At 68.0% G+C, this 23,621-nt stretch carries 17 protein-coding genes; 6 read left to right on the top strand and 11 right to left on the bottom strand.

Annotated features, from left to right (window positions below; translation table 11 throughout):
* Positions 1 to 25 precede the first annotated feature (25 nt).
* The 3 genes from ABZS97_RS30425 (at position 26) to ABZS97_RS30415 (ending at position 3,157) form a co-directional block, all read left to right on the top strand.
* Positions 26 to 1,099 (top strand): ParA family protein, encoded by a 1,074-nt coding sequence (locus ABZS97_RS30425; protein WP_356142784.1) that lies wholly within the window; start codon positions 26 to 28, stop codon positions 1,097 to 1,099.
* Positions 1,096 to 2,199, top strand: coding sequence for a ParB/RepB/Spo0J family partition protein (locus tag ABZS97_RS30420; RefSeq protein WP_356142766.1), 1,104 nt, complete (start codon positions 1,096 to 1,098; stop codon positions 2,197 to 2,199). Before ABZS97_RS30425 ends, ABZS97_RS30420 begins: the two co-directional genes overlap by 4 nt.
* A gap of 340 nt (positions 2,200 to 2,539) precedes the next feature.
* Complete coding sequence (locus tag ABZS97_RS30415; protein WP_356142764.1) at positions 2,540 to 3,157, top strand: GNAT family N-acetyltransferase; 618 nt, start codon at positions 2,540 to 2,542, stop codon at positions 3,155 to 3,157.
* 144 nt (positions 3,158 to 3,301) lie between these two features.
* On the opposite strand, the gene trxA is transcribed toward ABZS97_RS30415, so the two are convergent.
* The 7 genes from trxA to ABZS97_RS30380 form a co-directional block, all read right to left on the bottom strand.
* Entirely contained in the window at positions 3,302 to 3,634 is a 333-nt protein-coding gene (gene trxA, locus ABZS97_RS30410; protein WP_356142762.1) for a thioredoxin, read from the bottom strand.
* 42 nt (positions 3,635 to 3,676) lie between these two features.
* Complete coding sequence (trxB, locus tag ABZS97_RS30405; protein WP_356142760.1) at positions 3,677 to 4,648, bottom strand: thioredoxin-disulfide reductase; 972 nt, start codon at positions 4,646 to 4,648, stop codon at positions 3,677 to 3,679.
* A gap of 184 nt (positions 4,649 to 4,832) precedes the next feature.
* A complete protein-coding gene (locus tag ABZS97_RS30400; protein WP_356142758.1) occupies positions 4,833 to 5,801 on the bottom strand; it encodes a hypothetical protein in 969 nt (322 codons plus the stop codon).
* Positions 5,798 to 6,526 (bottom strand): RNA polymerase sigma factor SigM, encoded by a 729-nt coding sequence (gene sigM / locus ABZS97_RS30395; RefSeq protein WP_356142756.1) that lies wholly within the window; start codon positions 6,524 to 6,526, stop codon positions 5,798 to 5,800. Before sigM ends, ABZS97_RS30400 begins: the two co-directional genes overlap by 4 nt.
* 29 nt (positions 6,527 to 6,555) lie before the next feature.
* A complete protein-coding gene (locus ABZS97_RS30390) occupies positions 6,556 to 8,286 on the bottom strand; it encodes a protein kinase family protein (protein ID WP_356142754.1) in 1,731 nt (576 codons plus the stop codon).
* Positions 8,287 to 8,405: 119 nt separating this feature from the next.
* On the bottom strand, positions 8,406 to 10,664 hold the full coding sequence (gene murJ / locus ABZS97_RS30385) for a murein biosynthesis integral membrane protein MurJ (RefSeq protein ID WP_356142752.1): 2,259 nt from the start codon (positions 10,662 to 10,664) through the stop codon (positions 8,406 to 8,408).
* 46 nt (positions 10,665 to 10,710) lie between these two features.
* Complete coding sequence (locus tag ABZS97_RS30380; RefSeq protein WP_356142750.1) at positions 10,711 to 13,128, bottom strand: DUF6049 family protein; 2,418 nt, start codon at positions 13,126 to 13,128, stop codon at positions 10,711 to 10,713.
* A 234-nt stretch (positions 13,129 to 13,362) separates the two neighbouring features.
* On the opposite strand from ABZS97_RS30380, the gene ABZS97_RS30375 reads away from it, so the two are divergent.
* Positions 13,363 to 14,823: a CCA tRNA nucleotidyltransferase gene (locus ABZS97_RS30375; protein WP_356142748.1), complete on the top strand. Its 1,461-nt coding sequence runs from the start codon at positions 13,363 to 13,365 to the stop codon at positions 14,821 to 14,823.
* Between the two features lie 153 nt (positions 14,824 to 14,976).
* On the opposite strand, the gene ABZS97_RS30370 is transcribed toward ABZS97_RS30375, so the two are convergent.
* The 4 genes from ABZS97_RS30370 to ABZS97_RS30355 form a co-directional block, all read right to left on the bottom strand.
* On the bottom strand, positions 14,977 to 15,522 hold the full coding sequence (locus ABZS97_RS30370; RefSeq protein WP_356142746.1) for a hypothetical protein: 546 nt from the start codon (positions 15,520 to 15,522) through the stop codon (positions 14,977 to 14,979).
* A 113-nt stretch (positions 15,523 to 15,635) separates the two neighbouring features.
* Positions 15,636 to 16,898 carry an MFS transporter gene (locus tag ABZS97_RS30365; RefSeq protein WP_356142744.1) on the bottom strand — a complete coding sequence of 421 codons (1,263 nt, stop codon included), beginning with the start codon at positions 16,896 to 16,898 and terminating at the stop codon, positions 15,636 to 15,638.
* A gap of 78 nt (positions 16,899 to 16,976) precedes the next feature.
* On the bottom strand, positions 16,977 to 18,059 hold the full coding sequence (locus ABZS97_RS30360) for an inositol-3-phosphate synthase (RefSeq protein WP_356142742.1): 1,083 nt from the start codon (positions 18,057 to 18,059) through the stop codon (positions 16,977 to 16,979).
* Between the two features lie 46 nt (positions 18,060 to 18,105).
* Positions 18,106 to 18,792, bottom strand: coding sequence for a PadR family transcriptional regulator (locus tag ABZS97_RS30355; protein ID WP_356142740.1), 687 nt, complete (start codon positions 18,790 to 18,792; stop codon positions 18,106 to 18,108).
* A gap of 374 nt (positions 18,793 to 19,166) precedes the next feature.
* Between ABZS97_RS30355 and ABZS97_RS30350 the strand changes: the two genes are divergently transcribed.
* On the top strand, positions 19,167 to 21,914 hold the full coding sequence (locus ABZS97_RS30350; protein ID WP_356142738.1) for a transglycosylase domain-containing protein: 2,748 nt from the start codon (positions 19,167 to 19,169) through the stop codon (positions 21,912 to 21,914).
* Positions 21,915 to 22,032: 118 nt separating this feature from the next.
* Positions 22,033 to 23,538 (top strand): glycosyltransferase 87 family protein, encoded by a 1,506-nt coding sequence (locus tag ABZS97_RS30345; protein WP_356142736.1) that lies wholly within the window; start codon positions 22,033 to 22,035, stop codon positions 23,536 to 23,538.
* The last annotated feature ends 83 nt before the right edge of the window (positions 23,539 to 23,621 follow it).

Below are 23,621 nucleotides of genomic sequence, written 5' to 3'. Positions count from 1 at the left end.
CTCGCTGGTTCACGACCCCGAAGACATGGGAGGCTCTGTTCATTGCGAGCCTGAAGTCGAGGAGAGTGAATCCTTGCGGTCCGACGCCAACATCGCGGGACCGATGACCGATCCGGTCCCCGGTCCCCGTACCGAGTCGATGGGGGAGGATGTTTCACGTGAAACACCGCCCCCTATGGACGACACTCCCATCGGTCGTGCTGCCCAATTGGCGGTCGAGGCGCTAGGTCGCGCCGGTGAGGGCCTGCCACGGCCCGAGCAGACCCGCGTCATGGTGGTCGCCAACCAGAAGGGCGGGGTGGGTAAGACCACGACCACGGTCAACCTTGCTGCCTCACTCGCTCTGCACGGTGGCCGTGTCCTGGTCATCGACCTCGACCCTCAGGGCAACGCTTCCACCGCGCTGGGGATCGACCATCACGCCGAAGTCCCTTCCATCTACGACGTGCTGATCGACAGCAGGCCGCTTTCCGAAGTCGTCCAGCCGGTCCCGGATGTCGAAGGTCTCTTCTGCGCCCCAGCCACCATCGATCTCGCCGGTGCGGAGATCGAGCTGGTGTCGCTGGTGGCGCGAGAGAGCCGGCTGGAGCGGGCGATCCAGGCGTACGAGCAGCCGCTCGACTACATCCTCATCGACTGCCCGCCGTCGCTCGGCCTCCTGACGGTCAACGCGCTGGTCGCCGGTGCAGAGGTCCTCATCCCCATCCAGTGCGAGTACTACGCGCTGGAGGGTCTGGGCCAGCTCCTGCGCAACGTCGACCTGGTCCGGGGACATCTCAACCCCGACCTGCATGTCTCGACGATCCTGCTCACCATGTACGACGGCCGGACGCGACTGGCGTCCCAGGTCGCCGACGAGGTGCGCAGCCACTTCGGCAACGAGGTGCTCCGGACCAGCATTCCGCGCTCGGTCCGTATCTCGGAGGCACCGAGTTACGGGCAGACGGTGCTGACCTACGACCCGGGGTCGAGCGGCGCCCTCTCCTATCTTGAGGCCGCACGAGAAATCGCCCTCCGCGGAGTTGGAGTGGCGTATGAAGCGCAACATGCCCACGTGGGCGCACAGAACGACCGGAACATGGTGGAGGGCATCCAGTGAGCGAGCGACGACGAGGATTGGGCCGTGGCCTCGGCGCACTGATCCCGGCTGCCCCGACAGCGGAGAAGTCGGCTTCTGCGGCGGTAGGCGGAGCTTCCACCTCGCCGACGGCAGTGCCCGTCCTCACCGCGGAGCGTGGGGTGGCGGCGGCAAAGGTGGCCGGCCTGCCGCCTGTTTCACGTGAAACAGAGGTGCCGTCGCAGTTCGGTTCCGTGGAGGCGCCCGCGACACCCGTCGGCGCTCACTTCGCCGAGCTGCCTCTCGACTTCATCACGCCGAACCCGCGGCAGCCCCGAGAGGTGTTCGACGAGGACGCTCTGGCCGAACTCGTCACGTCCATCAAGGAAGTCGGGCTTCTCCAGCCCGTCGTCGTCCGCCAGGTGGGCCCCTCGCGCTACGAGCTCATCATGGGCGAGCGGCGCTTCCGGGCCTGTCGTGAAGCGGGGCTCGATGCCATTCCGGCGATCGTGCGGGCCACGGACGACGAGAAGCTCCTCCTGGACGCTCTGCTGGAGAACCTGCACCGCGCTCAGCTGAACCCGCTGGAGGAGGCCGCCGCCTACGACCAGTTGCTCAAGGACTTCAACTGCACGCACGACCAGCTGGCGGACCGCATCGGCCGCTCGCGCCCGCAGGTCTCCAACACCCTGCGGCTGCTGAAGCTCTCGCCTGCTGTGCAGCGCCGCGTTGCTGCCGGAGTCCTCTCCGCCGGTCATGCGCGGGCTCTCCTCTCCGTCGACGACTCGGAGGAGCAGGACCGGCTGGCTCACCGCATCGTGGCCGAAGGGCTGTCGGTGCGGGCTGTGGAAGAGATCGTCACCCTCATGGGGTCGCGACCGCAGACCGCTCCGCGTTCCAAGGGGCCCCGGGCCGGCACCCGCCTCTCCCCGGCGCTGAGTGACCTCGCGACCCGGCTCTCGGACCGCTTCGAGACACGGGTGAAGGTCGATCTGGGGCAGAAGAAGGGCAAGATCACCGTCGAGTTCGCCTCGATGGAGGACCTGGAGCGGATCCTCGGCTCCCTGGCCCCGGGGGAGGGACCGGTCCTTCAGAAGGGTCTCTTCGACGACGACTCCGAGGAGCCGGAGTCGGAGGCCTGAGCCTCTGGCATCAGACCTCAGGCGGTGGGCGCCCAGGCGCTTGGCCGAGCATCAGAGTGGATCGTGTCCGGTGTGTACCGGAACACGGTCCGCTCTTTGCTTTCTGACGGTATCGATGGAATCGCATCGTGGATACGATGCCGTCGGGTATGGCGCATCCACCTGGCGACACCTTCATTGGGGAGGCGGGGGCCATGCAAACCGTGACCCGTACAGGACTGGTGACCGCAGGCCTGGGGCTGGGGGCGGTCGGCGGATTCGTCGGCAGCCTGCTCAGGGAGCGGAGCGCTCTGACAGCCGCCCGCGACGCGGCGGGCGAAGGAAGCGAGGAACAGCCTTCATGGGGCGTCGGCTCGTACCGCTCACGCTGGACAACCTTCCGGACCTTCCCAAACGCTGCCGCTCGTGCGTCTTTTGGGAACTGGACCCAGTCAGCGGTGAAGCCGCGATAAAAGCAGGCACGTCCACGCTGGAGAAAGAGGCGTGGATCTCCGCCGTCCTGCTGGACTGGGGATCCTGTGGACGTGTCGTCTACGTCGACGACGTGCCGGTGGGGTTCGTGCTGTACGCACCCCCCGCTTATGTCCCCCGCTCCACGGCGTTCCCCACGAGTCCGGTGTCGCCTGACGCGGTCCAACTGATGACGGCCTTCATCATGCCGGGCTATCAAGGTCAGGGGCTTGGCCGGGTGATGGTTCAGACGGTCGCCAAGGACCTGCTGCGCAGGGGCTTCAAGGCGATCGAGGCCTTCGGTGACGCCCGGTGGAAGGAAGCGGCGTGCCTCTTGCCGGCCGACCATCTGCTGGCGGTCGGCTTCAAGACGGTTCGGCCCCACCCGGTGCACCCACGGCTGCGCCTGGAGCTCCGCTCGACGCTTTCCTGGAAGGAAGACGTGGAGATGGCCCTCGACCGGCTCCTGGGCGCCGTACAGAAGGAGCCTGCTCTGCGGCCGCTCTAGTCGGCGAGTCTGTAGTCGGCCCGTCTGTCGGAAACGCACCTGGACAAGCGAATGGGCCAGCCCTTCCGGGCTGGCCCATTCGTGTTTCACGTGAAACATCGCGGTGTCCGTGAAACGGTGCCGCCTGTACGGCGGCGATGCCGACTACTCGGCGATGAAGTCCTCGAGGTCCCGCACGAGCGCGGCCTTGGGCTTGGCACCGACGATGGTCTTGGCGACCTCGCCACCCTGGTAGACGTTCAGGGTCGGGATGGACATGACGCCGTACTTGGCGGCGATGCCCGGGTTCTCGTCGATGTTCAGCTTGACGACCTCGATCTTGTCGCCGTACTCGGCGGCGATCGCCTCAAGCGACGGCGCGATCTGGCGGCACGGGCCGCACCAGGCGGCCCAGAAGTCCACCAGGACGGGCTTGTCGCTCTTGAGGACGTCCTGCTCGAAGGAGTCGTCAGTCACGTTCTTCAGGGTGCCGGCCACGGCGGGCTCCTTAACTGGTTGGTGCGGTGAGGCGGTCGGGGGTCAGACAGTGGTCTTCTCGGGCTCCGCGGCGGCCTCGCCGTCCGCGAGAGCGGCGAGGAAGCGCTCGGCGTCCAGGGCGGAGGAACAGCCGGTACCGGCCGCCGTGATCGCCTGGCGGTATGTGTGGTCGACGACGTCACCGGCACCGAAGACACCGGTCAGATTCGTCCGGGTCGAGGGCGCCTGGACCTTCAGGTAGCCCTCGTCGTCCAGGTCGAGCTGGCCCTTGAAGAGCTCGGTGCGCGGGTCGTGGCCGATCGCGATGAACAGACCGGTCACCGGCAGCTCGGAGATCTCGCCCGTCTTCAGATTGCGCAGCTTCAGACCGGAGAGCTTCGGGTCGCCCTCGATCTCGGCGACCTCGCTGTCCCAGACGAACTTGATCTTCGGGTCGGCGAACGCCCGCTCCTGCATCGCCTTGGACGCGCGGAGGGTGTCGCGGCGGTGGACGATCGTCACGGACTTGGCGAAGCGGGAGAGGAAGGTCGCCTCCTCCATCGCGGTGTCGCCACCGCCGATCACAGCGATGTCCTGGTCCTTGAAGAAGAAGCCGTCGCACGTGGCACACCACGAGACGCCTCGCCCGGAGAGAGCGTCCTCGTTGGGCAGGCCCAGCTTGCGGTGCTGCGAGCCCGTCGTGATGATGACGGCCTTGGCGCGGTGCACGGTGCCCGCGGTGTCCGTGACGGTCTTGATCTCACCCGTCAGGTCGACGGCGACGACGTCGTCCGGAATCAGCTCGGCGCCGAAGCGCTCGGCCTGGGCGCGCATGTTGTCCATGAGCTCGGGGCCCATGATGCCGTCCTGGAAACCGGGGAAGTTCTCCACCTCGGTGGTGTTCATCAGCGCGCCGCCTGCGGTGACGGCGCCCTCGAACACCAGCGGCTTCAGCGACGCGCGCGCGGTGTAGAGCGCCGCCGTGTAGCCGGCGGGCCCGGAGCCGATGATGATCACGTTACGGACGTCGCTCACGGGTTGATTCCTCGTCTCTGGAGACTGCTGAGTACTTCTGGTGGGAGCCTCTCTCAGAACTCTCACCCCACCCAACGGATCCTAAGGGGCGCGCATTCCCGGTGTGTCCGGGCACACGGAGACGTGACATCGCACAGAGACGCCATGCGGCGCCTGGGACAGAGCCCCTCTGCCGCCGAGGTGGTCAGGAGCGGGGGTACGAGCGCGTCAGCAGAACCTTGCCGGGGGCGGCCGTAGCCTGCTTCGTGCAGGTGGCGTCGACGACGTAGGCGGTGACCCGGGCGTTGTCGGACTCGTCCGGCAGCACCACGAGATAGGCGCTCGTCCCCTTGTATGTGCCCTTCTCGGCGGCGAGGACCGCCGCGTTGCTGTTGATCCCCTGCTGGACGCATTCGGGGACCTGCACAGCAGGTGTGTTCAGAGTGTCGACTCCGTTGGACTCGGCTCCGGTGTCGTGGGACTTGATGCCCCAGGGCTTGGCCGTTCCGGAGCGGGTGTTCTTGCCCTTGGCCAGGAGATCCCCGACCTGGGTCCCCAGCTTCCCCTCGGAGAACATCACCTTCGAGCCGGGCTGCTGCGCCGACGTCTTCGAGGGTTTGCCCGGAGTGTCGTCGCTCATCGTCTGCAGGAGCAGCGCGCCGAGCCCCAGCGCGGCAGCGGTGAACGCCGTACCGAGAACTGCCACCCGCCGACGCCCTCGGCGTACTCGCTGGGGGCGGCCGGGGCCAGTGGTACCGCGAGGATGTCCCGAAGGCCGTTCTGCCGAAGTGGAAGAAGAGGAAGCGGGAGAAGACGAGGAGGCCGGGTCTGCCGGGCCGAGCGAGACCCCGTCAGCAGATGTTTCACGTGAAACACTCGCCCGGTCTTCCCTCGCCTCGGATCCGTGGGCGGGCACCGTGGCGTTCAGCAGCGCTTCCGCGGCCAGGGCGGCATCGATACGACCGGCCACGTCGTCGGGCATGCGCGTCGGGCCCGGCAGCGTGCCGAGCAGACCGCGGATCTCCTCCAGCGACTCGTACACGTCGGCACAGAGATCGCAGCCGTCGAGATGCTGTCGTACGTCGGCAGAGCGGGAGGGCGGCAGGAGACCCTCGGTGAGGTCGGAGATCTCCGCGACGTCCGGGTGCCCGGCCGTGTCCGTCGTGGATGTCACGCTCGCCCACCTCCGCCCTTCACAGCAGCTGAATCGCTTGGCCCTGCATCGTGGGGGCCGCCGTCCTGCGGTCCCGCTGCCGGTGGGACGGATGTCCCCTGCGTCCGGTTCCTTCCGCCGCCCGACTTCTTGCTCTCGCCTTTTCCATTGTCCGTACGGAGGTGGGTGAGCAAGGGGAGCAGTCTGGCTCTGCCTCTTGCGCAGCGGCTTTTCACCGTGCCGGTGGGCACGTCGAGGAGCTGCGCGGCTTCCGCCACGGGGTACCCCTGCATGTCCACCAGAACGAGGGCGGCGCGCTGGTCGGGCGGGAGAGTGCCCAGCGCCTTGAGCAGTTCGCGGTGCAGGTCGTTGCGCTCGGCCGGAGCCGAGGCCGACTCGTGCGGTTCGAGGAGTTGCTCAAGACGTTCGGTGTCGTCGACGGGGGACGTCTTCCTGGACGCGGCCTTGCGGGCACGGTCCAGGCAGGCGTTCACGGTGATGCGGTGCAGCCAGGTGGTGACAGCCGACTGGCCGCGGAAGGTGTGAGCGGCCCGGTAGGCGGAGACGAGGGCGTCCTGAACGGCGTCAGCGGCCTCCTCACGGTCTCCCAGCGTCCGCAGGGCCACCGCCCACAACCGGTCGCGGTGTCGCCGCACAAGCTCACCGAACGCCTCCGGGTCGCCCTCCACATGGCGGGCGAGGAGGTCCTGATCGCTTGCTTCGCCGTAATCGGCTTCATCGGCCATCGGACCCCCTCCCCTTCAGCTGCCGAGCGTCAGCCGGTGAACTTCACGTTCGTGATGGCCTGCTTGTAGCCGGCGTAGCTGTAGTTGGCCGAGTCGGCCCCCGAGAGCGGCATCGCCGTCAGCCACACCAGCACGTAGCGAGTCTTCACCGGCTTGCCGGCCGTCACCTTCGCGGAGGTGCCGCTCGTCGTCACCGTTCCGAGTTCCTTCATGGAGCTCAGCGGTGTGGACGAGCTCAGTGAGTCGGTCGCGTAGAGGCCGATCGTCGTGTGATCTCCGACGTACCGCAGCGAGAGCGTCGCGGCCGACACCTTCTGGGCGGAGCCGAGGTCGTAGACGATGCCGACGCCAGGCTTGATCAGTATCTTCGGGCCGTCTTTGTAGCTGTTGGTCCGCCAGCCCGTCGAAGTGCTGTCGTCGTACGTCTTGTTCACGTCACCGGGATGCTGGGCGTCGCCCTCGGCCACGTACTCCTGAGCCCCCTGGATCGTGATCGGCTTGACCGGCTTCGTCTTGTCGCCGTTCTTGTCGTTGCCGTCCGTGGTCTGGGTGTTGCCCGTGTCGTCGTTCTTGTCGCTGCGGTCCATGAGCGCGTCCGCGAGCTGCCAGCTGCCGAGGCCCAGCGCGGCGATGAGCAGCGCGGAGACGGCCCACTTGAGGGCTCTTCCGGTACGGCTCTGCAGCGGGGGCGGTGGAGCGGGCAGGGGCTGGGTGGCCCCGGGACGCGGCGCCTGGCGGCCGTACGTGCCCTGCTGGTACGTCGTGCGCTGGTACTCCGGAGGAGCGGTGAACGCGGGCTCCGGCGGGCGGATGCGGGGCATCTCGCTGATCGCCCTGCCCAGCTCCTCCGGAGTGGTGCACGGCGGTTCCTGGCGGGAGGCGGTCGCGCCGTCGTTGACGAGCGCGCGCATCGCAAGCTCCGACAGGCCGCGGTGCACACCGGCACGCACCTGGTCGGGGGCGATGAGGCCAACACCCTTGGGCAGCCCCGACAGACCGTAGGCGTCGTTCTCGTACGGCCAGCGCTGGGTGAGCGCGGCGTACAGGAGCGCGCCGATCGCCTCCGTGTCGGTGCGCTGCGGGGTGTCCGAACTGATGCCGCGCAGCGCGGCGTTCACGGCGAGACCGCGGATGCGCCACTGGCCGGACGAGGTCCGCAGTACGGCACCGGGCGTCAGCCGGAGGTGGGCGAGCCCCTCGCGGTGCGCGGCGGTCATCGCCTGCGAGACCTGGGTGACCATCTGGTAGGCGTCGTGCACCTCCAGCGGGCCCGAGACCAGGAGGGCCGTGAGTTCAGTGGCGTCCGGCAGCCATTCGTGGACCACGTAGACGAGGTCGTTCTCCTCGACCGCGTCCAGGACCTGCACGAAGCGGGGGTCGCCCAGCAGGGCGGAGGAACGGGCCGCCGCCAGTACCGAGCGGGCCCGTGGATGGTCGGCGGGCAGCAGATGCACGCCGACGGCACGGCGGAGTTTCTCGTCCACCGCGCGCCAACTGCTGAAACCGTCCAGCCGGGTGACGCATTCTTCGAGTCGGTAGCGTCTGGCGAGCTTGTGGCCGCTGTGCAGTTCGGGCGGTGTGGTCCTCCCCGGACCCTCGGTGCCGCCGCTCCCCTGTGCCTCTTCGCTCGCCGAGCTCTCCGTGTCCCGCTCCCGGTTCTGGGCCACCCCGTCGGCCGTGGACTGGTCCGCCTTGGCGGTCAGCGGCTTGTCACCGCTGTTGTCTGCCACGTCGACGGCAGCCGTGCTCCGTTCCGCCACCGTCGTTCCCTGCCTCCCCATCCGTTGCAAGCTGTCCGACGCCGAACCCAATTGTGCCCACAGTCCGGCGCTATGCACGACACACGGCGGCGGACGATGGTTGTGCGCCTACCCCCGCCTCAGCGCCCCAGGCGCCCGCGGACCATTCCGACCATTGAGTTGAGTTCCTCGATGCGCATTTTGCGTGCGGCGATGTAGAAGACACCGAGCAGGGCGATCGAGCCGATCAGCAGTGCCGCGATCGAGCCGAGCGCTCCGTGTCCGAGCGCCCGGGTGATGGCGAAACCGACCGCGCCGCCCACCAAGGCGCCAGGGATGGCCGCGAGGCAGAGCCGCGCGTACGTCCGCAGTACGCGCGTCCCGTCCAGATCGCCGCCGAGCCGCTTGCGCAGCCGCTGCCAGGCCACTCCGACGCCCACGGCGTAGGCCAGCCCGTACGACCCGGCCATGCCGACGACCGCCCACTGTGCGGGAAGGATCACGTAGCACACGGCCGAAGCCGCCGCGTTGACCGCGGCCACGATGACCGTGTTGTAGAAGGGGGTGCGGGTGTCCTCATAGGCGTAGAAGCCGCGCAGGACGACGTACTGCACGGAGAAAGGGATCAGGCCGAGGCCGAAGGCCATCAGGACATAACCCTGGGACTGCGCGGATCCGATGCCGCTGGAGCCGAAGAGCAGGGTGCACATCGGGATGCCGAGGGCCACGAACATGAAGGCCACCGGAACGATCGCGACGGCCGAGGTACGCAGGCCTTGCGAGATGTCGTCGCGGACCGCGCCCGGGTCGCCGTCATGGGCCGCGCGCGAGATCCGGGGCAGCATCGCGGCCATGACCGAAACGGTGATGATCGCCTGCGGCATGCCCCAGATGAGCTGTGCGTTGGAGTAGGCCAGGATGCCCGTGCCGCTCTTGCCGGAGGCCTTGCCCGCTGCCGTCGCGAGCTGGGTGACGACGAGGACACCTGCCTGGTTGGCGAGGACGAAGAGCACGGTCCACTTGGCCAGCGCTACGGCCTTGCCGAGTCCGTGCCCTCTCCAGTCGAAGCGCAGTCGGAAACGGAAGCCGGTCTCTCGCAGGTACGGAACCATCGCCACGGCCTGTACGACCAGTCCGAGCAGCGTTCCGATGCCGAGGAGACGGATTCCGTCGGCCGGGATGTTGTGCACCGTCATGCCGGAGTCCGCGGCGGTCCCATAGACCCAGAGGAACAGACCGAAGGTGGCGATCATGACGATGTTGTTGAGGACCGGAGTCCACATCATCGCGCCGAACTTCCCGCGGGCGTTGAGGATCTGTCCCATCACCACGTGGATGCCCATGAAGAAGATCGTGGGCAGGCAGTAGCGGGCGAAGGTGACGGCGACGTTGTTCGCCGGGGGGTCGCTGGCGATGGCATGCGACATCAACTGGATCAGCAGGGGCGCCGCGAAGACGACGATCGTGACGATCACGCCGAGGGCGACCATGACGAGGGTCAGCAGGCGGTTGGCGTAGGCCTCACCGCCGTCCTCGTCCTCCTTCATGGACCGCACCAGCTGCGGTACGAACACGGAGTTGAGGCCGCCGCCGACGGTCAGGATGTAGATCATCGTCGGCAGCGTGTAGGCAACGCCCCAGACGTCACCGAGGGTCGCGGCGCCCAGGGCCGCTGTGATGATCATGGTCCGGACGAACCCGGTCAGCCGGGACACCAGCGTGCCCGCCGCCATCACCGCGCTCGACTTCAGCAGCCCCGACGCGCGGCCCCCGGCCTTCTTCGGGGCGGCCGCGGGCGCCGGTGCGACTGTGGGGGTGAGCTGCATCGTCTGGTCGGACATCGGTTCGGGAGGCGGTCCCGTCTGGCCGTAGCCCGGGGACGGCGCCTGGGAGGGGCCGGGGACCGACGGGCCCGTGGGCGGACGGCCGCCGCCCTGCTGCTGGTCGCGGAAGAGATGTGCGAAGGCGTCGGGTTCGTGGCGCTCCTCGCCGGCCTGGGTGACCAGGTCGTCGACGCCCACGTACTGGGTCGTGCGCGCGTCGTCGCCGTAGGGAAGGTGTCGCGTCGGGCCGGCCGGCTCCGGCGGGGGCGTCTGCGCCCAGACCCGGGGATCGGGGGCGTACTGCGACGTGGGCGGCTGGGCGTAGAGCGGCGGCTGCGGCTGGTAGGTGCCGGGCGGGGGCGGGGGGTGCGCGGCGCGGTCGTAGAGCGCCTCGGCGACCGGGTCCTGGGCGGAGAGGTCCTGCCCCCGGTAGGGATCCTGGTCGTAGGCGTCCTGGAGGTACATGTCCGCGGGCGGCCCCGGTGGCACCTGGCCGGGCTCGGGCAGCGGGCCCTCGGGGTAGCCCGAGCTGCCCGTGGCGCCCTGCCCGCGGTCACCGTCGTACGGCGCGTTCATGGTTACCCCACCTCATCGTCCCCGGGCCCACCGGCCACGACATCGCTCAACGGTCCACTCTCTCACCCGTGCCGGACGGGCCGGCGCTTTCCGGTGCGGTGTCCGGTGTCGGGTCACTCGGGTGCTCCGGGTCCTCCGCCTCGGAATCCGTGGACTCCTCTGGTGAGTCGTCCTCGGAGCTTTCGGCGTTTTCGGTGTCTACGGCGCCGTCGGCGTCCTTGTTCACGCCCGCGCCCTCGGGACCGTCCTCCGTGTCCTCTGCTTCTTCCGCGGCCTGCCGGGCGGCTGCGCGCTTGCGCTGCGTGTACATCCGGAATCCGGCGAGCACGAGCAGCAGGACGCCGCCGCCGATGACCAGCATCACGGTGGGGGTGATCTCGGTGACCTTCACCTCGAAGGTGACCTCGGGGCCGTACTTCTGGCCGTCCTGCGTGTACAGCTGGGCGACCACCGTCACGGGACCGTTGGCGTTGGCCGAAGTGGTGAACTTCACCGACTGGCTGTGCTCGCCCGAGACCTGGATGGGCTGCTCGTCGTAGCGGCCTTCGCCGATCTTCAGGCGTTTGGGCTGCTGCGAGGTGAGGCGCAGCACAAGGCGGTCGACGCCCTGTACGAGGTTGTTCTTCACGGTCACGGGGATCGTGGCGCTGCGGCCCGAGAGCTTCGCGTCGGATTTATCGATCAGCCCGACCAGACTGGTCAGCTGTTCGAGGTACTTCTCCACGCCCGTGCGGAAGGTCGCCCCCGCCGCGGCGCGGCCGCGCCAGGACGTGGACATCCCGCGGTCTATGGCCCGCCCGAAGGGAGTCACCACGCGGGACTTGTCCGTGAGGATCATCTGGAAGGTGTTGAGCTTGCCCTGGGTTTCTTCGATGCGCTGGAAGGCCGACTGCGGCAGCTCCTGCTTGCGCAGCGAGGAGGGGTAGGCGGACTTGGCGGGCACCCTCGTGGTGGCGCCCGCGTCCGGCTTGGCCTTGGCCGCGGCGGACAGGCCCTGGTACTGCGACCAGTTCCCGCCCTGGAGGGCCGTCAGGGCCGCGGCCATGGCCTGCGCCTGGCTCGCGGACGGCATGCGCTGCGGGGCGACCACGATGCTGCGCTGCTTGTCCGGCTCCTGAAGGTTGATCATCAGGCTCTGCGCGAGGAACTCCTGCACGGCGAGCGTGGAGCCGCCGGCCGTCGTCATGTCGCCCTGGAAGACGGTCGACAGCCGGGAGTCGGAGACCAAGGCGGTGGTGCCGCCGCCGATGGGGCGGGCGGCGGTGGGTGTGTAGGACAGCCCACCGGTCTCGCGCAGGCTGTCACTGCGGGCGATCACCTTGTCGGCGCCGGCCGAGGTGGCGACCTTGACGATCAGCGGATCGACGGCCCCTTCCACGGGCCAGGCGAAGTCGGTGGCGGCCTTCGCATGAAGGATCGTCTCCACTGTGCTGGAGGCCACGTCGGTGGCGTCCTTGAGGTGGCTCAGGGAACCGGTGACGCCGTTGTGGGCCAACGACGCGAGGTCGGGGTCGGCAAAGGGCAGTGCGACGATCTCCTTGCCCTCGACGGTGTTCTCGAGCTTGTCGAGCCACGCCTTGGCCACCGCCTGGTTCGTGCCCGCCTTGGTGTGGTCGGCGTCGACCTGGATCCGGTAGCTCTTCGTCATCGCGTCGACGGAGGCCAGCAGGTCAGGGTCGAGCACCCAGGTCACGTCGAGATCGCTGCCCAGCGACAGGAGCTGTTCAAGCCGCCCGCCGGGGGCGATCTCCTTGGCCAGGTCGTCGTTCTGGAAGACGGGTGTCTGCTGCGCGTCCGAACCGGTCTCCGCCCTGAGGTGGACCGTGGAGATCAGCGGCCAGAGGTACGTCGTCTTCGTCGTGGTGTCGGCCTCGTCGGACTGGTACGGCAGGAACGTCCGCTGGATGCCGAGGACGTGGGACCACGGCTCGGCGGCGGTCTGACCCGTGAGGGAGACGCCGAGCTGGTAGACCCCGTCGGAGCTCAGGTCGAGCTCCTTGACCGGGACCGAGATGCTGAAGGGCTGCGAGACACCCGTGGCGAGCCTGGAGAACTTCTTGACGTACTTGCCGCCGACCGGAAGCCCGTCCAGGCCCGACTGGTAGACGCCGCGCCTGGCGACGGTGTCGATGCTGCTGCGGCCGCTCATGGACGGGCCCACGCGCACGTCCACCTGGGCTGCCGTGACCGTCTGCTTGCCGTTGTTGGTGACCGTCCCGGCGAGAGTGACGGTATCGCCGTCCGTGGGAGCGCTGGGGCTGACCGAGTCGAGGGAGACGCCGACCGTGCCGGAGCTCGCGGCCTCGGCCGGGGAGGCCGTCACCGCGGCGGACGCGGACGCGGCGGCGGGCAGCTGGAGCAGTCCGGCCAGCAATGGCGCACCGGCGAGCAGTGCCCCGGTGCGCCGCAGCCAGCGGCGGGCAGGTGAGGGAGTCATCCCCTGGAAGTCTGCCGCCTCGGCCACGCGCTCGCCCGTCCCTCGTCGTCGTTCAGTGGTCGTCGGAATGTGCGTCCACGCATGGTAACGATGCGCGCCGAGGGTAAGTGCCGCGGACTGCTCCACAAGATCAGGGGACGCCGGCGGGGTGTCCTGTATGTGCATGTATCAAGGGGAGCGCCCGGGCGGGGATCGCCGGGGTCTCTGTGCACGTTTAATGGAGGCGCCCGTGACGGTCCGGGCCACGTACCCTTTTCTGTTGTGCCGAACGCCAACGAAGACAACCTCAGTGCCCTGAGTCAGGTGCAGCGCCGCGCGGTGAGTGAACTGCTGCGGGTGTCCCCTGTCGCCGACGACCTCGCCCGCCGCTTTCAGGAGGCAGGGTTCTCGCTCGCTCTCGTCGGCGGCTCGGTCCGGGACGCGCTCCTCGGCCGGCTCGGCAACGATCTGGACTTCACCACTGACGCCCGTCCCGAGGACGTACTGAAGATCGTGCGGCCCTGGGCGGACTCCGTCTGGGAGGTCGGGATCGCGTTCGGCACGGTCGGGGCGCAGAAGGACGGCTACCTGATCGAGGTGACCACGTACCGCTCCGAGGCGTACGACCGGACCTCGCGCAAGCCCGAGGTGTCCTACGGGGACTCCATCGAGCAGGATCTCGTGCGCCGTGACTTCACCGTGAACGCCATGGCAGTGGCGCTTCCGGAGAAGGACTTCATCGACCCCTACGGCGGCCTGGACGACCTGGACGCTCGCGTTCTGCGCACTCCGGGCACTCCCGAGGAGTCCTTCTCCGACGATCCGCTGAGGATGATGCGGGCCGCGCGCTTCGCCGCGCAGCTCGACTTCGAGGTGGCCCCCGAGGTCGTCGGTGCGATGACGGACATGGCAGGACGTATCGAGATCGTCTCGGCGGAGCGGGTGCGGGACGAGCTGAACAAGCTGATCCTCTCCCCGCACCCCCGCAAGGGCCTGACATTGCTGGTGGACACCGGTCTCGCCGACCATGTCCTGCCCGAGCTTCCCGCACTGAGGCTGGAGCGTGACGAGCACCACCGGCACAAGGACGTGTACGAGCACACCCTGATCGTTCTGGAGCAGGCGATCGAGCTGGAGGAGAACGGCCCCGACCTGGTCCTCCGGCTTGCCGCGCTGCTGCACGACATCGGCAAGCCGCGGACGCGCCGCTTCGAGGACGACGGCCGGGTCTCCTTCCACCATCACGAGGTGGTGGGCGCCAAGATGACCAAGAAGCGGATGACGGCGCTCAAGTACTCCAACGAGCTGGTGAAGGACGTCTCACAGCTGGTCGAACTCCACCTGCGATTCCACGGGTACGGCACGGGCGAGTGGACGGACTCCGCGGTCCGCCGCTATGTACGGGACGCGGGCCCGCTCCTCGACCGCCTGCACAAGCTGACCCGCTCCGACTGCACCACGCGCAACAAGCGCAGGGCGACCGCACTCTCGCGCGCATACGACGGGCTGGAGGAGCGCATCGCTCAGCTCCAGGAGCAGGAAGAGCTGGACGCCATCAGGCCCGACCTCGACGGCAACCAGATCATGGAAATCCTCGGCGTACGCCCGGGCCCCGCCATCGGCCAGGCGTACAAGTTCCTGCTGGAGCTCCGCCTGGAGAACGGCCCGATGGAGCACGACGCGGCGGTGGCGGCACTCAAGGAGTGGTGGGCCTCGCAGGGGGACGGTTCGCCGCAGGGCTGACAAGCGAGGCCGGCGAACAGGGCTCACGCGCAACGGTTCGGCGCCATGTTTCACGTGAAACATGACACTGGGCGGTCCTGGCTCGACATGTGCCAAGGGGCGGTGTTTCACGGTTTCACGTGAAACACCGCCCCTTGGGCGTCAGTGCGGGCCTTACTTGGCGGAGTACGGCGAAAGGCAGAGGGTGAAGTTGCTGCCGTCACCGCTCTCGCTGTACTCGGCGTACTTGGTGCGGTCACAGCTGGCGCTGCTGCCGTCCTTCTTCTGCTCGACCTTGTACTTGGCCTTCGAGCTGCTGCAGTCGACGACCTCGAGGTCCGGGTCGGTGGTGCTGTCCGGGTTGCCGATGCTCATGCAGTCGCCGACCTTCGCGGTGTCGGCGTCATCACGGCTCGCTATCCAGCCGAAGAGGACCGCGCCGAGGGCTACCACGACGATGACGACGTTCTTGATCGTCTTGAACTTGGGGCGGCGGCTCGGCGGCGGAGGGACCGGGGCGCCCTGGCCCATGTACGGGGAGCCCTGCTGCGGGAAGCCGGGCTGGCCGGGCTGCTGCGGGTACCCCTGCGGCGGCTGCTGGCCGTACGGAGCCTGGCCCTGGGGCGGCTGGCCGTACGGGGCCTGACCCTGGGGCGCCTGGCCGTAGGGCTGCTGGCCCTGAGCGAACGGGTTCTGGCCCTGGGGCGGCGGAGTAGTCACTTGGGGGTCCCCCTAGAAGCGTAAGCGCGTGACGCGAATAAGACGCACGTAAGCTATCGGGCCGCTGTGACAACCACGAAGCCCGGTGGGGCTCTGTGGCACTGATGTGACACTTACTGAAGTTCAAAGCGGGCCATAGCGCCAGCAATTGACGCGTAGATAACGGCCGCCGTGACCACCAGGGCAGCCGACCGCCCGTCAGGAGGCAGCATCAGGGCGGCTACCGCGGCCGCTCCGACAAAGGCGACGTTGAAGAGCACGTCGTAAACGGAGAAGATCCGGCCGCGGAAGCCGTCGTCGACCGAGGACTGCACGATCGTGTCCGTGGCGATCTTCGAGCCCTGGGTGGTCACTCCGAGGACGAAGGCCGCGGCCAGCATCGGTGCCGGCGCGAACGGGAGGCCGAGCGCGGGTTCCAGGACCGCGGCGGCACCGGCGCACACGGCGATCCAGCTGCCGCGGCCGAGCCGCCCCGCCGCCCAGGGAGTCACCACGGCCGCGGCGAAGAATCCCGCCCCGGAGATGCCCACGGCCAGTCCCAGCAGGGCGAGTCCGCCGTCCGAGTCGTGCGACCAGGCGTATCGGCAGAGCATCAGCACCATGACCGTCACGGCGCCGTAGCAGAAGCGCATCAGCGTCATCGCCATGAGCGCCCAGGCCGCCTCGCGCCGCGTGGGCTCGGCCAGGTGGCGCACACCCGCCGCGAGGTCACGTGCGGTGCCGGCGAACGCCGTGGCGAGGCGCTGCTGCACCAACTCCAGGTCGGGCCCGAGCAGTTGCGGAGCGATGCGCAGCGACACGAGCGCCGAGGCCAGGTACAGCGAGGCCCCCAGCAGCACCACGGCGGCGTCGGAGTCGGCGGCGACGATCCGGACGACGAAGGCGAGGCCCGCGCCCGCGGTCGCGGCGAGCGTTCCGGCGGTGGGTGACAGGGAGTTGGCGATGACGAGGCGCTCCGCATCGACAACGCGCGGCAGCGAGGCCGAGAGGCCCGACAGGACGAACCTGTTGATCGCGGTGACGCACAGCGCGGACACGTAGAAGAGCCAGTCGGGTACGTGAGCGACCATCAGGACGGCCGTCGCGCACGCCAGCCCGGCGCGCAGCAGGTTGCCGTACAGAAAGACCTGGCGGCGTCGCCAGCGGTCCAGCAGGACGCCCGCGAAGGGGCCGACGAGGGAGTACGGCAGCAGGAGAACCGCCATCGCGGAGGCGATGGAGGCCGCCGAGGTCTGCTTCTCCGGGGAGAAGACGACGTAGGTGGCGAGCGCGACCTGATAGACGCCGTCGGCGCCCTGGGACAGCAGCCGTACGCCGAGCAGTTGCCGGAACCCCTGGAAGCGCAGGAGAACGCGCAGGTCACGCACGACAGCCATGGCGGACAGCCTCACATACGAGGAGGGTCCCCGGGCGGAATGCCCGAGGACCCTCAACAGCGCTCACCAAGGTGTGCTTTAGCGCTCGACCTCGCCCTTGATGAACTTCTCGACGTTCGCGTACGCCTCGTCGTCGAAGTACTGCACCGGCGGGGACTTCATGAAGTAGCTCGACGCGGAGAGGATCGGGCCGCCGATGCCGCGGTCCTTGGCGATCTTCGCGGCGCGCACGGCGTCGATGATGACACCCGCGGAGTTCGGGGAGTCCCAGACCTCGAGCTTGTACTCCAGGTTCAGCGGGACGTCGCCGAACGCGCGGCCCTCAAGGCGGACGTACGCCCACTTGCGGTCGTCCAGCCACTGCACGTAGTCCGACGGGCCGATGTGGACGTTCTTCTCGCCCAGCTCGCGGTCCGGGATCTGCGAGGTGACGGCCTGCGTCTTCGAGATCTTCTTGGACTCGAGGCGGTCGCGCTCCAGCATGTTCTTGAAGTCCATGTTGCCGCCGACGTTGAGCTGCATGGTGCGCTCAAGACGGACACCGCGGTCCTCGAACAGCTTCGCCATCACGCGGTGCGTGATGGTGGCGCCGACCTGAGACTTGATGTCGTCGCCGACGATCGGGACGCCCGCCTCGGTGAACTTGTCCGCCCACTCCTTGGTGCCGGCGATGAAGACCGGAAGAGCGTTGACGAAGGCGACCTTGGCGTCGATGGCGCACTGCGCGTAGAACTTCGCCGCGTCCTCGGAACCGACGGGCAGGTAGCAGACGAGGACGTCGACCTGCTTGTCCTTGAGGATCTGGACGATGTCGACCGGGGCCTCGGCGGACTCCTCGATGGTCATGCGGTAGTACTTACCGAGACCGTCGAGGGTGTGGCCGCGCTGGACCGTGACGCCCTTGTTCGGGACGTCGCAGATCTTGATGGTGTTGTTCTCGCTGGCACCGATGGCGTCGGAGAGGTCGAGGCCGACCTTCTTCGCGTCGACGTCGAAGGCGGCGACGAACTCGACGTCACCGACGTGGTAGTCGCCGAACTGAACGTGCATCAGGCCGGGGACCTTGGACGCCGGGTCGGCGTCCTTGTAGTACTCGACGCCCTGCACCAGCGAGGCGGCGCAGTTGCCCACGCCGACGATGGCTACGCGAACCGAACCCATTCCGGTTGCTCCCTGTTTGTGTACTTGGTGAAACCCCGAATGGGCCTCACGTGGCAGTGTCATCGGACGGATCCGGACCGGGGGTGCCCCCCCGGTACCGGGGCAGGCCGCCCGACTCCCCAGATGTGCTGTTCTGCTGAGCGGAGCCTTCGGAGGAGGACCCCTTGAGGTCCCGTCCGGCTCGCTCGCTCTCGATGAGCTCGTTCAGCCAGCGCACTTCGCGCTCCACGGACTCCATTCCGTGGCGCTGGAGCTCAAGCGTGTAGTCGTCGAGGCGCTCCCGGGTGCGCGCCAGGGAGGCGCGCATCTTCTCCAGGCGCTCCTCCAGCCGACTGCGGCGGCCCTCGAGTACGCGCACGCGTACGTCGCGTGACGTCTGCCCGAAGAACGCGAAGCGAGCGGCGAAGTGCTCGTCCTCGTACGCGTCGGGGCCCGTCTGCGAGAGGAGCTCCTCGAAATGTTCCTTACCTTCTGCCGTCAACCGGTAGACGATCTTGGCGCGACGCCCTGCGAGTGGAGCTGTGAGGGCGTCCTCAGGTGTGGCCCCCGATTCCTCGATCAACCAGCCGTTGGCGACCAGCGTCTTGAGGCAGGGGTAGAGCGTTCCGTAGCTGAAGGCACGGAACACACCCAGTGACGTGTTGAGACGTTTCCGCAGCTCGTAGCCGTGCATCGGGGACTCGCGGAGCAGGCCGAGTACGGCGAATTCGAGGATCCCGGAACGCCGGTTCATCGTCGCCTCCTCTTCTGCGCGGTCTCCTCGGCACGGCCTTTATGCCGGGCTGATGTATCGACTCGATACATCAGCACGATAGATCGCTCTCGCCGGTGCGACAAGAGGGGGCACGGTGAACGGCGTCACATCACCGATTCGTAGGAAGAGAGTTGCCTGATTTGGGGTGAACTTCGGCCCTAGGTGGGTTTTGACGGTGCGTAGTCTGTGCGGCATGCACACCACCGGGAACCGAGTGACGCGTGGGGGCGTCCTCGTCCCCGGTGCAGTACGGGTGAATGCGAAAACGACCGCATCCGTACTTCGGGGGGACCGGAAACCAGCTGCCGTTTCCAGGCGCGCAAGGGTGCGCCTGCCCGAGGAGTAATCGTTCGATGAGCGAGCACCGTCGCAAACCGCCGCCGCAAGCGCAGCCGCAGGGCGGCGGACGTGCCGCGGCCCGACGCGGTCAGCCCGGCCCGTCCGAAGGCCGCCGTGCGGCACCCCGAGGCGACACCGGGTCTCCTTCCGACTCCTATGGGTCGGGAGGTGAGGAGCGCCCGTACGGTGGCCGTGCAGAGGCCCGGCGGGCGGCCCAGAGAAGTACCGGTGGAGGAGGCCGGCGCAGAGGCGCCGACGGGGCGGGGCGGGGCGGTCCCGGTGGCGGCGGTGGCCGACGCGGTGCGCCTGGTGGTCCGAACGGTCCCGGTCGTGGCCGTGGGCGCGGTTCCGCACCCGCCAAGAAACGCTTCATCGACTACCCGCGCGCCGGGAAGTACGGCGCCGCGCGCTGGGTGCCGTCCTGGAAGCTCGTGTCGGGACTGTTCATCGGCTTCTTCGGCAGCCTGGTGGCCGTGGCGGGCATCGCGTACGCCATGGTGAGCGTCCCCGTCGTCGCCGACACCGCCAAGGCGCAGAACAACGTCTACTACTGGAAGGACGGCAGCCAGATGGTTGCCACCGGTGGTGAGACGAACCGCCAGATCATCAGCTACTCGCAGATCCCCAAGGAGATGCGGTTCGCTGTCATGTCGGCCGAGAACAAGACGTTCGAGAACGACAGCGGCGTCGACCCGATGGGTATCGCCCGCGCCTTCGTGAACATGGCCAAGGGCGGTCAGACGCAGGGCGGCTCCACCATCACCCAGCAGTACGTGAAGAACGCGATGCTGAACGACCAGTCGCAGACGATCTCCCGGAAGTTCAAGGAGCTGTTCGTCTCCATAAAGGTCGGTGCCTCGGTGTCCAAGGAGGACATCATGGCCGGCTACCTGAACTCCGCCTACTACGGCCGCAACGCCTACGGCATCCAGGCGGCCGCGCACGCGTACTTCGACAAGGACGCCACGAAGCTGAACCCGAGCCAGTGCGCGTTCCTGGCTGCCGTACTCAAGGGCGCCACGTACTACGACCCGGCGGGTGCCAGGTCGATCGACCCGGTGGGTGCCACGCCTCAGCTCAACCGCAAGCGTGCCGAGGATCGGTGGCGGTGGATCCTCAACGAGGAGGTCAAGGACGGGCGCCTGACCGCCGCTCAGCGGAATCAGTACCAGACGTTCCCCACCATCCAGAGCCCGCGCTCGAACGCCCAGCTGGGCGGACAGATCGGCTACCTCGTCGACCTCGCGAACTCGTACCTCACCACCCACAGCAAGACGACCGGGATCACCGAGACCAAGCTGCGTCAGGGTGGCCTCGAGATCCAGACGACCTTCGAGAAGAAGAAGGTCGACGCGCTCGAGGCCGCTGTGAAGAAGGTCCGCAAGGAGAGCATCAAGCCGAAGCTGCGGCCGGAGACGGACACCCACGTCCAGTTCGGCGGGGCCTCCGTGGACCCGGCAAGCGGCGCGATCAGGGCGATCTACGGCGGTGAGGACGCGACCAAGCACTTCACCGACAACGCCGACGCGACCGGTGCCCAGGTGGGCTCGACGTTCAAGCCGTTCGTCCTCGCGGCCGCCATGTCGTGGGGTGTACGTAATCCCGACGGCGACCAGGACCAGGCACAGGACGAGCGCACTGTCGTCTCTCCGAAGAGCCTGTACAGCGGTAGGAACAGGCTCAAGATCAGGGACTTCAACCACGACATCTGGACGGACAAGAACGGCAAGCAGTGGCGACAGACGAACGACGGCGGCCAGTCCTACAACCCGCCGAGCTACAACATCGACCTGCGTGAGGCCATGCGGGAGTCCGTGAACTCCGCCTACGTCCAGCTGGGCATGGACGTCGGTCTGGACAAGGTCAAGGACGCCGCCATGAGCGCGGGCATTCTGAAGACCAGCCTTGCCAGTGCCGAGTACCCGTCCTTCTCCCTGGGCACGTCCTCGCCGAGCGCGATCCGCATGGCCGGTGCGTACGGCACCTTCGCCGCCAGCGGCAAGCAGAACGACCCGTACTCGGTCGACAAGGTCACTGACAAGGACGGCACGGTCTTCCAGCACGAGAAGTCGAGCACGCAGGCCTTCACCTCGGCCGTCGCCAACAACGTGACGGACGTCCTCAAGACCGTGGTCGACAAGGGAACCGGCACCAAGGCCCAGCTCCCGGGCCGCGATGTGGCCGGTAAGACCGGTACAACGGACGGCAACAAGTCCGCCTGGTTCGTCGGGTACACCCCGCAGTTGTCCACCGCGATCGGTATGTACCGCATGGACGACGACGAGACCAAGAAGGGCCGCGAGTTCCTGGAGATGTACGGAACGGGTGGCGAGAAGAAGATCCACGGCGCCTCGTTCCCGGCCCTGATCTGGCACGACTACATGGAGGACGCGCTCAAGGGCGCCAAGGTGATCGACTTCCCGGAGCCCGAGGACATCGGGACGATCATCAACGACACCCCGAGCCCGAGCGTGGTGCCCTCGCCCACCCAGTCCGAGGAAGAGCAGGAGAGCCCGTCGCCGAGTCCGTCGCCCAGCGAGAGCCTCATCTCTCCTTCGCCCTCGCCGAGCGAGACCTGCAACAAGTTCGACTGGAACTGCACCAGCACAGGCGGCACGGACACAGGTGGCACGGACACAGGCGGTACGGATACGGGTGGCACGGACGGAGGCGTGACCGCTACGCCGACGGAGACCACCACCGGAAACACCAGAGGGAACGGCAACGGCAACGGAGGCATCTTCGGAGGCCCGAACGGATAGCCGTCATCGCGTGTGTTTCACGTGAAACACACCGTTTCACGTGAAACGAGGGCCGTCGCACCGACCAGGTGCGGCGGCCCTCGGCGTATTCCCAGGCGCGTACGGCAGGATGGGCGCCATGCCCAGTGCAGAGACGACGCGAACGAGCGTGCACGAGCCGGAGCCCGTGCGGCCGACCAAAGAGGACGAGGTCGCCACGACCGGCAGCGAGCTGATCGGCGGCCCCATCGGACGGCGCGCGCTGCTCGGGACGTCCTGGTGGACCCCCGTGCGAGTCGTCGCGCTCGTGGCGATCGGCGTGTTCGCCCTCGGCATGGTGCAGAAGCTGCCCTGCTACGACGGGGCCTGGTTCTTCGGCGCCAGCTCGCAGTACACGCACGCGTGCTACTCGGACATCCCGCACCTCTACTCGGGGCGCGGTTTCGCCGATGGGCTCGTGCCGTACTTCGACAAGCTCTCCGGTGACATGGACTACCTCGAGTACCCGGTGCTGACCGGTGTGTTCATGGAGGTCGCCGCATGGCTCACACCGGGAAGCGGCAGCATCCAGCACCAGGAACAGTGGTACTGGATGGCCAACGCCGGGATGCTGATGGTCTGCGCGGCAGTGATCGCCGTGTGCACCGCGCGTACCCATCGGCGGCGCCCCTGGGACGGCCTCCTGGTGGCTCTGGCGCCCGCCTTCGCCCTCACGGCCACCATCAACTGGGATCTGCTCGCCGTGGCCCTGCTGGCCGCCGCGACGCTGATGTGGTCGCGAGGCCGCGCTCTTGGGTTCGGTGTCCTGCTCGGGCTCGCCACGGCCGCCAAGTTCTACCCGTTCCTGGTGCTCGGACCGCTGTTCCTCCTGTGCTGGCGAGCCGGCAAATGGCGGGAGTTCGGCACCGCCCTGCTGGGCGCCGTGGGAGCGTGGCTCGCCGTGAACCTTCCGGTGATGTACTTCGCGCCGGAAGGATGGGCGAAGTTCTACAGCTTCAGCCGTGAGCGCGGGGTCGACTTCGGTTCGGTCTTCCTGTTCGTCTCGCGATGGCTCGACATCCAGTTCACCGCCGACTCCGCCAACGCGTGGGCGATGATCATGATGGTGATCTTCTGTGCGGGCATGGTCGCGCTCACGCTCACCGCCCCGCGCCGTCCGCGCTTCGCCCAGCTGGCGTTCCTGATCATCGCGGCCTTCATCCTCACCAACAAGGTCTACTCGCCGCAGTACGTGCTGTGGCTGGTCCCCCTCGCCGCGCTGGCCCGTCCGCGCTGGCGGGACTTCCTGATCTGGCAGGCCTGCGAGGTCGCGTACTTCCTGGGGATCTGGATGTACCTCGCGTACACGACCAGCGGGGACGCCCACAAGGGACTGCCCACCGACGGCTATCAACTCGCCATCGCTGTCCATCTCTTGGGAACGCTCTACCTGTGTGCCGTGGTCGTGCGCGACATCTTCATGCCGGATCGGGACACGGTGCGCCGGGCCGGTGACGACGACCCCTCGGGCGGTGTCCTGGACGGCGCGGAGGACGTCTTCGTGCTCGGCGCAGCGTCCCATCCACCGCGGCACGCGGCGCACTTCGAGGGGCCGCAGGTGGAGTGGGGCAGCCCCAGTGCGACGGCCGGCGAGAGTTCGCCCTGAGCGAACAGGGCTGAGAAGTCCAGGCGGAGGCAGTCGCGGGGAGGACAGAACGGCGAAAGGGCCGCACACGAACACCGTGTGCG

It is taken from the genome of Streptomyces sp. NPDC005485 (assembly GCF_040606085.1).
In the GTDB taxonomy this organism is placed as follows: Bacteria; Actinomycetota; Actinomycetes; order Streptomycetales; family Streptomycetaceae; genus Streptomyces.
The sequence above is the reverse complement of the archived record's forward strand: the minus strand, read 5'-3'. Positions and strand labels throughout refer to the sequence as shown.